Consider the following 12,986-nt stretch of genomic DNA (forward strand, 5'->3'; position numbering starts at 1 on the left):
ATGATCTCGCGGCGGTTTTGCGGTTAGATATAAGCAAGTCGGACCGGGGAATAGCGGTTCTAATCGATACAGGTGGGCTCGACCGGACGGGGGCGATAGTCGCGTCTGAATTTTTCGAATTCGGCGATAGGTAGCGGTCGGCTGGTCAGATAGCCCTGATACTGATCGCAATCGCGGCTGCGCAAAAAATTCAATTGCTCCGCAGTTTCGACGCCTTCCGCGATGACCCGCATTTTTAGCGTCTTTGCCATCGCGATGATGGTTGCGGTAATTTCCATATCATCGGCGTGGTCCGGAATGTCCTCGATAAAACTCTTGTCGATCTTAATGACGTCCAGCGGAAACAGTTTCAGATAGGCCAGCGACGAATAGCCGGTGCCGAAATCGTCGATGGACAAGCCCAGCCCTAGTTCATGCAACTGGTGCAAGATCTCGATGGCTTCCCGCTCCCGTTTCATCAGCACGCTCTCGGTCAGCTCCAACTCCAGATGTTCCGGCGGAAATCCGGTCTCCCGCAGAATGTTGCCTATCGCTTCGCCGATGTCGCTATGCAGAAATTGTTGAGACGATAAATTCACCGCCAACTTTATCGGCGCCAGCCCCCGGTTCAGCCAGCGCCGGCCTTGTCGGCAAACCTCTTGCAACACCCAGTTGCCGATGGGCACGATCAATCCGGTTTCCTCGGCGATCGGTATGAAACGCGACGGTGAGATAATTTCTCCGGTATCGGTTTCCCAACGCAGCAGGGCTTCCGCGCCGACCAAATGGCCGCTGGCGATGTCGATTTGCGGTTGAAAATACACGCGCAACTCGCGGCGCTCGATGGCGAGGCGTAGGCGGATTTCCAGGTCCATCCGTTCGCGGGCCGCGCGGGTCAGATCTTCCGAGAAATATTTGAAACAGTTGCGACCGTCGTTTTTGGCTTGATACAAAGCCGTATCGGCCTGTTGAATCAGTTCGTCCGGGGTCTGACCGTGTTCGGGAAACAGGGCGATGCCGACACTGACGCCGATTCTGACTTCGTGACCGCTGCTCAGGCGCCAGATTTGGCTTAGCGCCGCGATAATTTGCGAGGCTACTTGGGCGGCCGCTTCCGGTTGCGGGATTTCCTCCAGCAACACGACGAACTCGTCGCCGCCCAGCCGGCATATCGTATCGCTGTTGCGCAAACGGGCGGTGAGCCTTTGCGCGACCAACTGCAACAGATCGTCACCCGCCAGGTGGCCGAAACTGTCGTTGACGTCCTTGAAGCGGTCAAGATCCAGCATCAATACCGCCATCACGCCGCGCCGGCGGCGGGTTTGGTCGATACTGTGACGCAACCGGGATAGGAATAGCATCCTATTAGGCAGTTGGGTCAGCGGATCGTGGTGGGCCAGAAATTCCAGTTCCTTTTCGGATGCTTTCAGTTTGGAAATATCCGCGAACACGCCTACGTAATTGGTGACATCGCCTTGGCCGTCGCGCACCGCGCTGATGCTCAACAACTCGGGAAACACTTCGCCGTTCTTACGGCGATTCCAGATTTCGCCTTGCCAATGATCGGTGTTGGCCAGCGTTGCCCACATGTCGCGATAAAAATCGACGTTGTGGTGGCCGGAGGCGATGATTTTCGGGGTCTTGCCGATCACCTGCTCCGGCGAGAAACCGGTAATGTCGCTGAAAGCCTTGTTGACCAGCTGAATCTGCTTGTCGGCGTTGGTAATCATCACGCCTTCCCGAGTACTTTCGAACACGGCGGCGGCTTGGCTTAGCCGGTCTTCGTTAGCCTTGATTTCGGAAATATCGGTGACGGTTCCGACGTAGCCGCACAAGTCGCCGGAATCGGTAAGCTCCGGCTCGGCTCGGCAAACCACCCAACGCGATTCGCCGTCGCCGAGTTGGAAGCGGAATTGTCGGTAGAACGGTTCGGCCAGGCTGACGCATTCTCGCCAGGCGGCGGCGACCTCGGCGCGGTCTTCGTCGTGTAGGCCGTCGATCCAGGCGTCGCCGTGGGAATGGCTGAAGGACAGGCCGGAAATTTCGCACCAGCGAGTATTCACATAGTCGAAGGCGCCGATCCGATCGGTACGGAAAATCCCGACCGGCGCGACCTTGGCCAAAGTGTGGAACAGCAACTCGCTCTCTTGCAGCGCAATTTCGGCTTGTTTGCGAGCGGTAATGTCGCGCAAGCCGATGACGAAGCCGGGTTTGCCTTCCCAGGTTAGCGGCGTAGAGCGCATTTCCGCCCAAGCCAGGCCGCTGGGCCTAATCAAATTAATGTCCTGAAAATGTAAATGACTGTCGGCGACCGGAATCGCCAGCATCTGGCCGGCCAACTCGCCCCGTTCCAATAATGATTCGGCGGCCTGATTGGCGTAGATGACCTTGCCCGACGGATCGACGACCAGCACGCCGTCGGTGATGGTGTCCAGGATCAGGTTGAGCTGGCTAAGGGTTTGCGGCATGGGGTCCGGTAAAAGCGGTTTTAGACGATGACGGTTTGCGCGCCGGTACTTTGAGTCTGGGTAGTAATCGCGGCCATCACCGACGACATGCGCGACAGGTCGCCGAGCAACTTCAACACCGGTTTCGGCAAATCGCGGACCAGCATCGGCGTCGCGAAGACCTCCTGTTCCAGCGCTTTTTCCGGCATTCCTAGCACTTCGACGACATCGAACACCCAATGGCCGGGTTCGTAGATACCGGTCAGCACCGCGCTGATTTGTTCGACCAAGCGGCGGGTTTCCGCATTCAGCGACACGACGTACAGCGTCAATACCAGCTTATGGTGGTTGGCTCGGCGGGCTTCGTGATCCTTGGCGATCCGGACCACCTGGGCGATGTTCTTGATTTGCGAGGCCGACAGCGGTTTGCTGGCCAATTCGAATTGCAGACCCTCGTCGTGGGCGGCCTTGAGCTGATCCATGAATTCGGTGGCGAAAGCGGTCACCAGATAGACGTTCAAACTGTCGTCCATACCCTTCAGGCGCCGTAGCGTTTCCACGCCGTCGATGCCGGGCATCCGCAAGTCCAGAAAGATTAAGTCCGGGCGCAGGCTTTGCGCCATCGCGATACCGTCTTCTCCGCATTCGGCCTCGCGTACGTTGTAGCCTTCGTCTTCCAGGATCAATTTGAAGGCGCCCCGTACCGCAGGGTCGTCGTCTATTACTAAAATATTGTTCACCATCGCTAGTCCCGCGTTAAAAGTGAGGAAATTTTAACCGCATGCAACAGCCTTCACCAGAGCGGCTCTCGACGCTGATAGTGCCTCCGATGTCCTGGATCAGCCGCCGCGTTACCGACAAGCCGAGGCCGGTGCCCTGGCCCGGCGGCTTGGTCGTAAAAAGGGGTCGAACATTCGGATTTGCACTTCGTCGGCGATACCGGAGCCGTTATCGGTTATCGTCAACTCTAACATCTTTTCCGCGCTACGCGCTTGGATATCGATGCGCGGATGCTCGCTGCCGGCGAGTGCGTCGCGCGCATTGATCAACAAATTCACCAAAATTTGCTGTAGCGTTTCGGCGGTGCAAGCGATCGGCGGAAGGTCGGCCGGCGAGTCGACATGCACCGCGATCGCGAATTTGCGCAGTTCGCCTTCGAGCAGCATTAGCGTTTGCTGCAACACTTCAGCAAGCGAGCAACTCCCGGTTTGCGCCGAACGGTTGTGCAAGAAAATCAGCATGTTGGAAACGATGGCCTTGATCCGCTGAATTTGTTGCAAAGCTTGCCCGAGCACTTCGCGGGACTTGGCGTCTTCGCAACGTTCCGCCACGTATTCGACGAAGTTCATCACGCCCATCAACGGATTATTGATTTCGTGGGCCACGCCGCCGACCAGGGTGCCGAGCGCCGACAGTTTTTCCATTTGCAGCATATGGTCCTGATTATCTTGCAATTGGTGGTAGGCATGGCGAGTTTGCTCGACCAGTCGGGCGTTTTCCAGTGAGATGGCGGCTTGCGCGGTCAGTAATTCGGTCATCGCGATTTTTTCCGACGTGAACACACCGTCGGCCAAGCGGTTCTCCAGATACAGCACCGCGCCGAGTTCGTTTTGTTTGACGACCGGCAAGCACAACACGGAGCGCAAGCCCAGCGCGACGACCTCCGGCGCGGTTTGAAACTCGCCTTCGCTGCCGGCGTCGCGCAACACGACTTTTTCGTGAGTGCGAGTCACGTAATTGACGACGGCCCGGCAGATGCCGCGCACTTTGTGTAAGGGCGCGTACCCCTGGCGCGGCGCGCGCTTCTTACCGACATGTTGCTCCGCGGCGACTACCCATTCGTCCTGCTGGCGAATCAACAGATAACCGTGCTGCGCGCCGGAGCTTTCGAGCACGACGGTCATGATTTTGCGCATTAATAGCGGTAAATCGATCTCGGCGGATAGCGCCAGCGCGGATTTCATCAAGTAGCCGATATCCAGGTTAGGGAGTTTTGAATTCGGCGATTCGGATTTGACAATCCTGGCGCCCGTTTCCGGGGGAACGTAGCGGTGCCGCTCCTGTAGTTGTTGGTTTTTAAGATCGGCCCGGCACAGCCGGTAGTGACGGCGAGCCTCGCCGTAATAGAGTTCGGCATCGCCCAAGTCATGTTCGGCGATCAAATCGGCCAATGCTTCGTAGACATGGCCGGCCAACAGCCCGTATTGCTGGCGGAAGCAGTCGGCGGCGGCATCCAGATACCGATTGCGTGCCTCGCGGACATCGCCGCGAAACCGGGCAATTTCGGCCTTGGCAAAACTCAGATAGGGTTGCAACAGCGGCCCCAGACCGGCCCAAGTTTCCAACTGTTCCAATACCGGCGCGATTTCGGTTTCCAGTTCCGACCAGGGCGGCGCGTCGGCTTGCCGTAAACGGTTCAACAGTCGGTAGACATACCACAAGCGTTTCAGCACGTTATCGGTCAAGCCGTGTAAGTGGCGCTCCACTTGGTCCAAGGCTTGTGCCGCGCCGGCATAATCCCCGAGAAAATAACGGGCGAAGCCGAGCAACGCATAATAGCTGCCGGAGGCCGCGACGTAACGATGGGTGTTCCAATCCGCCAGCGTGGCGGTCATATCAATCGGCTTGCCGCCTTTCATCGGCGCGATCCACCCCGCCAGAACGGCTTCCGCCAAGCCGACCGAGAACGCCAGTTGATTCTTGCGGGAGAATTGCAGGCATTCCTCGGCGGCTTCCTCTATCCAGCGCAGATTCTTGCCTTGGGCCTGCAAGTTCCACATCAGCGGACCGTAGGATAGCCCGGCGTTGTACAAGTCTCCGCAATTGCGACCGCATTGTATGGCTTGATGAGCGTACTCGACGATGTCGGCCGGGTGCGAACGGCTGTGCATATTGCACCAGACGATGCCGTTCATGCCGCGGGTGGCGCCGAAGGTGTTCGGATATTTGGCGCACAGGTCGCGCGCCAGATCTTCGTAACGGAAGGCTTGCTCGAAGCGACCTTGCTCGCCCAGATTCAATCCCATGATCGAAAACGAGTAGATCACCGACTCGTCCATACCGCCGCCCAAACAATGCTGGGTGGAGAGCGCGGCCGATAGGTAGAGTTGCGGCACCAGTCCGCACATATACAAATCCGGAATCAATTCGGCGTAAAAGGCCAGTTCGATTTTATTGCGGCGCTCCCGGGTAAACGGCATCGCGGCGATTTTGCTCCAGACGTCGCCTTGAGCTTCGATGTCGGCCGTCAAACTTTCCATTTGCCGGCGAGCGTCCTCGGCATCGGCGGGCAGCGATTTGCCGAAATACGCCAGGCCGCGGTTGGCGGTCGCAATCGCCTGTTGAAAATTGCCGAACGAGGATAGCGAGGTAGTCTGTTCGGCCAGGGCTTCCGCCTTATCCAAATCGCTGACCGCGTGTTCGATCAATTGGTTGAGCAAGGCTTCCGAACTATCGTAACGACCCCGCATCAAGTCGGTTTTGGCCAGCCGTTGGTAAATTCGGAAGGTCAACTCGTAGGTCTGCGTCCAGCAGTCGCCCGGCAAATAACGATGGGCCATTTCGAAGAACTCGTTGGCGGCTTCGCCAGCCAGCGCATCCAGCGCTTTATTGCCGGCGTGAAAATTGATTTCCGCCAGCCAATAGCGGGTGCGGTCGTCGGGCGAACTGGGTTTGCCCTGGTTTAAGTGTGCGGCGATGGTGAACAAATGATCCATGTGCGCCAGTCCGGTGCCGACCGGGGTTGTACCGAGCAGGCGCTGACCGATGCGCCAATGTATCGCCCGGCGCGCGGCCGGATCGACCTGACGCAGTACCGCTTCTTGTACCCGGTCGTGGACGAATTGCAGATCGGATTTGTTTTCCAGCATTAATCCAAGACTCAGTACCGGCTTCAGGTCCTCGAACAAGGGTTCGATGCGCAATTCCAATACCTTGGCGATTTCGTCGGCACTGAAACGATTTCCCAGGCAGGCGCAATAATCGAGGATACGCAAGGTCCGCTCGGGCAGCTTGCGGACCTTGGCGCTGAATAGCTCGACCACGTTGGCGGGCATCCGCGTGTCGCGGATGCGTTGCATGTCCCACAGCCAATGCCGATCGGCGTCGATGCCGAGTAGGCCTTCATTGTATAGCCAGGCCAGACTTTCACTGACGAACAGCGGGTTGCCCTCGGTCAGTCCGGCGATGAATCGAGCGAGAAGGGCGGTGGCTTCCAGAGACGAATCCAGAATGTAGGCCACCATATCGTGGCAGTCCGGCTCGCTCAACGCGCCGAGGCGAATTTCGGTCAGCGGGCCTTCGGCTTCGCCGACCCGGCGGATCAATTTCGTCAATGGGTGGCCGGCGTCGACTTCGTTGTGCCGATAGGCGCCGAGCAACAATAGAAATGGGTGATCGCGATGGTTGGCAAACAGGTTTTGTAAAAAATCGAAAGTCGCGCTGTCGCACCATTGCAGGTCGTCAATGAAAAGCACCAGCGGATTGTCCTCGCTGGCCAGACAGGCTAAAAATCGGTCGAACAGATTGTTAAAGCGTTGGCGCGCCTCGACCGGCGGTAACGCCGGCGGCTCGGGTTGCGCTCCGATGATGAAGTTCAGTTCCGGCACCACCTCGGCGATGACGCCGCCTTGGTGTTCGACCGCTTCTAAAATCCTGGCCCGCCACTGTCGTACCTGAGCGTCGCTCTCGGTCAGGAAGGTGCGGATCAGGTTGCGCAAGGCCTGGATCAGCGAACTGTAGGGAATGTTTTTCTGGTATTGATCGAACTTTCCGGACGTGAAGTAGCCGCGATTCTTTACCAAGGGTTTTTGCAGTTCCTGAATCAGCCGGGTTTTGCCGATACCCGACAGGCCGGAAATCAGTACCGATCGAAACCGACCGCGCATCACCTCGTCGTATTCGCGTTGAATGGTTTCGGATTCGGTTTGCCGTCCGACCATTTTCGAGATGAATATCACCCGGCGGCTACGGTCGTGGCGGCCGATCGCGAAATTAGACACCGCGCCGTCCCGGCCGTATTCGCTCTGACAACGCCTGAGGTCCGCCAGCAGTCCGGCGGCGCTTTGGTAACGTTTTTCCGGTTGCTTGACCGTCAGTTTGGCGACGATCTCGCTCAGCGTTTCCGGTATGCTCGGGTCGAGTTCGTGCAGATACTCGGCTTCCTCCGCCAGATGGGAATGGATCAGTTCCAACGGGTCTTCGGAGACGAACGGCGGCCGGCCGCCGAGCAATTCGTAGAATACGATCCCCAGCGAATACAAATCGGTGGCGAAATCGACCCGGTAGTTGATGCGGCCGGTTTGTTCCGGCGACGTGTAGGCCAAGGTATGGCGAACGAATTGCGGATCGTAGATGAAATGACTGACATCGCGGATATCCAGCGGCGTGATGAAATCGGTCAGCCGCAAGCCCAGCGTACCCGCATGCACCAGAATGTTGTGCGGCTTGACGCCGCCGTGAGTAATGCCGCAGTCGTGAACGGTTTGCAGGATGTCGGCGAGCGGACAGGCCAGCGCGAAAAAACTGTCGAGACCCGGCGATCCTTGAGATTGCACCCAGTCGCTCAAGGTTTGGCCGGCGAACCACGGTTGGACGATGAATTGTTCGCCCTCGTCGGATTCCAGCGCCAGCGGCGTGCTGACGCGCGGGTCGTGCAACACCTTCAGACGTTCGATTTTTTGCCGCAAATGCCGGGATTGATCTTCCCAACTCGACAGCAACTTCAGGTACTTGATGACCAGCGGATACTCGGGCACGTGTTTGTGGTAACCCTTGTAGACCGAAGCTTGCAAGCTTTCGCCGAGTTTCTCTGTCAGTACGTAGGCGTCCGGTTGCGGAAGGTGGTTCGAGTGGGCGTTCATGGCCTATCCGATCATCCGTTTCGGCAGCGAGTCGCGGCGCTTAACTTATAATGTCTCGGATTTTGTAACCGAGAGGACATGCGATGGCCACCACCCAATCCACGATGATGCCGCTGGGCACGATAGCGCCCGATTTCGAATTGCCGGATACCGTGACCGGCAAGACGTATCGCTTGCAAGACCTGCGCGGTAAGCAAGGCACGTTGATTCTGTTTATCTGCAATCATTGCCCCTACGTGCTGTACGTCAAAGCCCAATTGATCGCGATTGCCGGCGACTACGCGAGCCGGGGCGTCGCGACGCTGGCGATCAGTTCCAACGACGTTGTCGCCTATCCGGACGATGCGCCCGACAAGATGCGCGAGCTGATGGCGGCCTGGGGCTACCCGTTCGCGGCCTATTTGTACGACGAGACCCAGCAAGTCGCCAAGGCATATCAAGCGGCTTGCACGCCGGACATTTATCTGTTCGACGCTGATTTGGCCTGCGTTTATCGCGGCCGGCTGGACGCGGCGACGCCGAAAAACGGTGAGCCGGTGACCGGCGCGGATTTGCGGGCCGCGCTGGACGCGATGTTGAATGGCCTTCCGGTCGAGGCCCGGCAAATTCCCAGTGTCGGCTGCAACATCAAATGGAAGCAGGACCACTGAACGCGAGATTTTCATCCGGCAAGCGCGGCTGGCTTAGTGTTGCTGGTCGTCGAATTGTTCGACCATCAAATCCAGTTCGCGGCTGGATTCCGAAACGCTACCGGCCGCTTCGCTGGCTTGAGTCGCATGTTCGCTGGTTTGCCGAGACAAATTGCCGATGGCTTCGACGGTTCGAGCGATGCCCTCGGAGACCACGTGCTGTTGCTCGGCCGCGCTGGCGATCTGCACGATCATTTCGTTGATGTAGCCGACCGATTGCAGCGTTTCGTGGAGCAGGCTAGTGGAGTTTTTGCCATGCTCGGAGCCGGCGGCCGCCATTTCTCGAACCCTGGCCATTTCGGCGACGGCGTTTTCGGTGCCGCCGCGCAGATCGTTGATCATTCGATGAATTTGTTCGGTCGATTTTTGAGTGCGGCCGGCCAAGGTGCGTACTTCGTCGGCGACCACCGCGAAACCGCGGCCCTGATCGCCGGCTCGGGCGGCTTCGATCGCGGCGTTCAGCGCCAACAAATTGGTTTGTTCGGCGATGCCTTGAATCACGTCCAGCACGCCGCCGATATTCTGGCTATGGGTCGAGAGCACCTGAATCACCGCTTCGGCTTGATTGACCGCGCCGGCCAGACTTTCCATCATGCCTATCGTGTCGTTGACCCGCGCAACCGAAGCCTGGGATTTTTGGCTGACATTGTTGGCGGCATCGGCGGCATTGGCGGCGCTACGGGCTACTTCGCTAACCGTGGCACTCATTTGATGGATCGCCGAGGCAATTTGTTCGATTTCCCGCAGTTGCTGGTCCATCGCGGTGCTGACTTGCCTAACCGCGCGATGGGTGGAATCGGCCTTGCCGGCCAAGGGTTCCGTGGCTTGAATCAAACGGCGGATGATGGTTCGGGATTTGGCTTTCAGCAATTTGATCGCTAACAGCAGTTGACCGATTTCACCATCGTCGGCGGTGTAGATGCGTTGGGTTAGCGGGTTGTCGATGACTTTGCGCGCTTCGGCGGCGGCGGCGCTCAACGGTTGCAAAAGCAAAGCGGCGGCGGCGTAGCCGACGGCCAGCGCGGATGCCGCCAGACCGGCCGCGACGCCGGGGCTAACCAGGCCGTTAAGGTACAGGATGCCGGCTAGCGCGGTCTGGGGCAGGCCGTAGCTCATCGTCAGCTTCGCTGTCAGAGTGAGTCGGCCAAGGCCGGCCGAACCGGTCTTGCCGGCATTCATTTTTTCGTAGATTTCCCTGGCGCGGGCTACGGTCGAGGGATCGGGTTTAACGCGCACCGATTCGTAGCCGATGATCTTACCTTGGTCGAAACGCGGCGTCACGAAGGCGTCTACCCAGTAGTGGTCGCCGTTTTTACAGCGATTCTTGACGATGCCCATCCACGGCTTACCGCTTTTGATGGTTTGCCATAAATCGGCGAACGCCGCCGGCGGCATGTCGGGGTGGCGGACGATGTTGTGGCTTTCCCCGAGTAGTTCGCTACCGCTAAAGCCGCTGATTTTAATAAAATCGTGGTTGATGTAACCGATCCGGCCGGCGGTGTCGGTGGCCGAGGTGATGGTGATTTGGGTGCTGTACTCGATCTCTCGTTGGGTAATCGGAAGATTTTTTTCATCGTTATCCCTGATCGTTATTTTTAATGGTGGAAGCGGCGAGCAAGCGGTGCTTATGCCGCGAGTTAGTATAACCCTCGTTCGAGACTTGTCGTCGGGTGCCGGAAAAATTCTCGGGCGCCGATACAGCGGAAAACTCGCGCAAACTGGATGCGTCGGCGCTCCGTGTCACGTTTGAGCGGGCCGTTGGCGAGGCCGGGGCGGCATGGCTTGACGCTACGGTGTTCGGCCCGCTACCATCGTCGGGTAGATCCAGACGACCGTACCGATTTCGTTGCGACGGGGATTTCAAGTCAATGTAGTAGCGCGCTATGCGTTGCGGCAGAGGCCTTACGTCGCCGTCCGCGCGCTTGCCCGATATTTTTCGGCGATTGTTAAAACAACGGTGTTCAAGACCGCAGGTTATGACAAACCTTGGGCGGATCGCCCCGAACTTTGAGAAATCGATGACTAGAGTGTATTGCTTATTGCCGCTGGTGCTCGGTGCTTGTCACGTGTTGACGCCGGACCCAATTGCCCCGAGCGGCGGTTCGGTTCATCACGTCGCGCTGGTGTGGTTGAAGCAGGCGGGCGATCCGGCGGCGCGCCGTCAATATATCGAGCTGAGCCGGCCATTGGAGAATCTCCCCGGCGTACTGAGTTATCGGCTAGGAACGCCGCTGGAAGTTCGCCGCGAGCGGGCCAGCACCGCGCTGGATAAGGGGTACGACGTGGCGGTTTCGGCGACTTTCGCCGATCCCAATGCATTGGAAGCCTTCTTGAAAAACCCTGACTACCAGGCTGTCGCGCAACAGCAATTGCGCCCCTTGGTCGACAAATACAAGGTGTACGAGTTTGCCGAATGACGCTGGCCGACGAGTTAACCCTCGCTTTGCCGCTCACGCCGATTCGGCGACGGCTTGCGTCGCGCGTGTTCGGCGCAAGCCCGCGCAACTTCTCGGCGAACTGGACCGCACCTCGCCGCAAAAGTCGGGAAACGAGTGGTTTACCTGACGATCATGAAACCGCTGCATCGCCCCGGCAAATGAAAGTCAGTGGCGTGGGAGCGGCTTTAGCCGCGATTGACCGCGTTCCGACATCGGATTGTGTGACTGCTCCGGTGACTTTCGTGGCAACCCTTAGCCAACCCCAGTCCTAAATATGCGTCGTATCTATACGTGTTTATTCGGTTTATTGTTGCCGGCGATTTTGCTGCGCCTGTATTGGCGGGGAATCAAGGCGCCCGCTTATCGGCTGCGCTGGCGGGAACGCTTGGGAATTTATCGTGGACCGGTCCGTGGCGGCGGAATCTGGTTTCATGCCGTCTCGGTCGGCGAGGCCGAAGCGGCGTTTCCGCTGATCCAGCGTTTGTTGAGCCAGTTTCCCCAACTGCCGATTTTGGTGACGACGACGACGCCGACCGGTTCAGCTCGGGTGGTCGCCGTATTGGGCGATCGCGTCGAGCACGTGTATTTGCCCTACGACTTACCCTGGGTCGTCGCGCGGTTCTTCCAGCGGTTCCGGCCGAGTCTGGCGGTATTCATGGAGAAGGAGCTATGGCCCAATCTGTTTGCCGAGTGTCGTGCTCGCGAGGTACCGTTGTTTGTCGTCAATGCCCGCTTGTCGGCGCGGTCGGCGCGCGCCTATCTGAAAATTCCCAGCCTGATTCGGCCGGTGTTGGCCTGTATCGATACGATCGCGGTGCAAACCGCCGAGGATGGCGAACGCTTCATAGAAATCGGAGCCCGATCAAGCCAAGTTCGGGTGGTCGGCAACGTGAAATTCGATGTGGCCGTCGACCCTAGCACCCTGGCGGCGGGTAACGCCTTGAAAGCGTCGGCATTCGCCGGACGGTGGATCTGGATAGCCGCCAGCACGCATACCGGCGAGGAAGAACTGCTGTTGGCGCAGTATCGGCGCCTGAAAGCGGCAATGCCGGCGCTATTGTTAACGATCGTGCCGCGCCACCCGGAACGCTTCGGCTTGGTCCAAAAACTGTGCGAAACGCAAGGCCTGCGGGTCTTGATGCGCAGTTCCGGACTGGCGTGCCGGACCGAAACCGACGTTTACATCGGCGATAGCATGGGCGAATTGAAATTATTGTACGCGGCCGCCGATGCGGCCTTCGTCGGCGGCAGTCTGGTCGAGGTTGGCGGTCATAACGTGTTGGAGCCCGCCGCGATCGGCACGCCGGTGCTGTTCGGCCCGTGGATGTTCAATTTCCAGGAAATCGCCGAGCGAATGTTGGCGGTAGGCGCCGCACGCCAATGCGCCGACGCCGAGGCGCTTGGGGCTGCGGTGTTGGCCTTATCTCGCGACACAGCTTCCGGTCGCGCGATGGCTCAGCGGGCTCGAGACTTCGTGCAAGCCAATCAGGGTGCGACCGAACGGCTGGTCGAGTTGTTGGTCGCCGGTCTGGCCGAATCGGCGGCCGGCCGATTTTTGGTATAATCCGGCCA

Annotated in this window: 9 protein-coding genes; 4 read left to right on the forward strand and 5 right to left on the reverse strand. The window is 58.5% G+C overall.

Annotated elements, in window-relative coordinates; all coding sequences use genetic code 11:
- Nucleotides 1-59: 59 nt before the first annotated feature.
- The 4 genes from ACP4CD_RS02555 to ACP4CD_RS02570 are packed head-to-tail and all read right to left on the reverse strand — an operon-like array spanning nucleotide 60 to nucleotide 8,287.
- On the reverse strand, nucleotides 60-2,447 hold the full coding sequence (locus ACP4CD_RS02555) for a sensor domain-containing protein (protein ID WP_426993332.1): 2,388 nt from the start codon (nucleotides 2,445-2,447) through the stop codon (nucleotides 60-62).
- Between the two features lie 20 nt (nucleotides 2,448-2,467).
- On the reverse strand, nucleotides 2,468-3,169 hold the full coding sequence (locus tag ACP4CD_RS02560) for a response regulator (protein ID WP_064027889.1): 702 nt from the start codon (nucleotides 3,167-3,169) through the stop codon (nucleotides 2,468-2,470).
- A gap of 13 nt (nucleotides 3,170-3,182) precedes the next feature.
- On the reverse strand, nucleotides 3,183-3,287 hold the full coding sequence (locus ACP4CD_RS02565; protein ID WP_426993334.1) for a hypothetical protein: 105 nt from the start codon (nucleotides 3,285-3,287) through the stop codon (nucleotides 3,183-3,185).
- Complete coding sequence (locus tag ACP4CD_RS02570) at nucleotides 3,278-8,287, reverse strand: AAA family ATPase (protein ID WP_426993336.1); 5,010 nt, start codon at nucleotides 8,285-8,287, stop codon at nucleotides 3,278-3,280. The genes ACP4CD_RS02565 and ACP4CD_RS02570 overlap by 10 nt, the downstream gene beginning before the upstream one ends.
- Nucleotides 8,288-8,370: 83 nt before the next feature.
- Between ACP4CD_RS02570 and ACP4CD_RS02575 the strand changes: the two genes are divergently transcribed.
- Nucleotides 8,371-8,937 carry a thioredoxin family protein gene (locus tag ACP4CD_RS02575; protein ID WP_426993337.1) on the forward strand — a complete coding sequence of 189 codons (567 nt, stop codon included), beginning with the start codon at nucleotides 8,371-8,373 and terminating at the stop codon, nucleotides 8,935-8,937.
- A 33-nt stretch (nucleotides 8,938-8,970) separates the two neighbouring features.
- On the opposite strand, the gene ACP4CD_RS02580 is transcribed toward ACP4CD_RS02575, so the two are convergent.
- Nucleotides 8,971-10,605, reverse strand: a complete 1,635-nt coding sequence (locus ACP4CD_RS02580; protein ID WP_426994651.1) for a methyl-accepting chemotaxis protein — start codon at nucleotides 10,603-10,605, stop codon at nucleotides 8,971-8,973.
- Between the two features lie 389 nt (nucleotides 10,606-10,994).
- On the opposite strand from ACP4CD_RS02580, the gene ACP4CD_RS02585 reads away from it, so the two are divergent.
- The 3 genes from ACP4CD_RS02585 to waaA are packed head-to-tail and all read left to right on the forward strand — an operon-like array spanning nucleotide 10,995 to nucleotide 12,978.
- Nucleotides 10,995-11,393, forward strand: a complete 399-nt coding sequence (locus tag ACP4CD_RS02585; RefSeq protein ID WP_426993338.1) for a Dabb family protein — start codon at nucleotides 10,995-10,997, stop codon at nucleotides 11,391-11,393.
- Complete coding sequence (locus tag ACP4CD_RS02590) at nucleotides 11,390-11,686, forward strand: hypothetical protein (protein WP_426993340.1); 297 nt, start codon at nucleotides 11,390-11,392, stop codon at nucleotides 11,684-11,686. Before ACP4CD_RS02585 ends, ACP4CD_RS02590 begins: the two co-directional genes overlap by 4 nt.
- Nucleotides 11,687-11,688: 2 nt before the next feature.
- Complete coding sequence (gene waaA / locus ACP4CD_RS02595; RefSeq protein WP_426993342.1) at nucleotides 11,689-12,978, forward strand: lipid IV(A) 3-deoxy-D-manno-octulosonic acid transferase; 1,290 nt, start codon at nucleotides 11,689-11,691, stop codon at nucleotides 12,976-12,978.
- The last annotated feature ends 8 nt before the right edge of the window (nucleotides 12,979-12,986 follow it).

The sequence above is a fragment of the Methylomonas stagni genome (assembly GCF_050154735.1).
Taxonomy (GTDB): domain Bacteria; phylum Pseudomonadota; class Gammaproteobacteria; order Methylococcales; family Methylomonadaceae; genus Methylomonas; species Methylomonas koyamae_A.